This window comes from Bacillus cereus group sp. BfR-BA-01355, assembly GCF_022663675.1.
GTDB lineage: Bacteria > Bacillota > Bacilli > Bacillales > Bacillaceae_G > Bacillus_A > Bacillus_A thuringiensis_S.
Map to the genome: position 1 here is coordinate 1 of NZ_JAKUFY010000454.1, position 227 is coordinate 227.

Sequence of the window (227 nt, forward strand, 5' to 3'; positions counted from 1 at the left end):
TTGCTAACTTATGATTCTTTAACATATTCGATACTTGCAAATCCTCTATACCGATAACATCGTGGTTTTTGATGATTTCAGTTGAAAGTTTGTCCAAGTAATCTTTTCTAGTATTTGATATGTATTCATGAATTCTAGCTACCTTTACTCGTTGTTTATTCCAGCGAGAAGATCCTTTCATTCTTCTAGAAAGCACACGCTGTGCTTTCGCCAACTTATCTTCTAAT

General features: G+C 33.9%; 1 protein-coding gene. It reads right to left on the minus strand.

The annotated features are described in order from the left end of the window. Positions 1-227: transposase (locus tag MR167_RS32450; protein ID WP_242316306.1), on the minus strand; the 227-nt coding region annotated here is incomplete at both ends.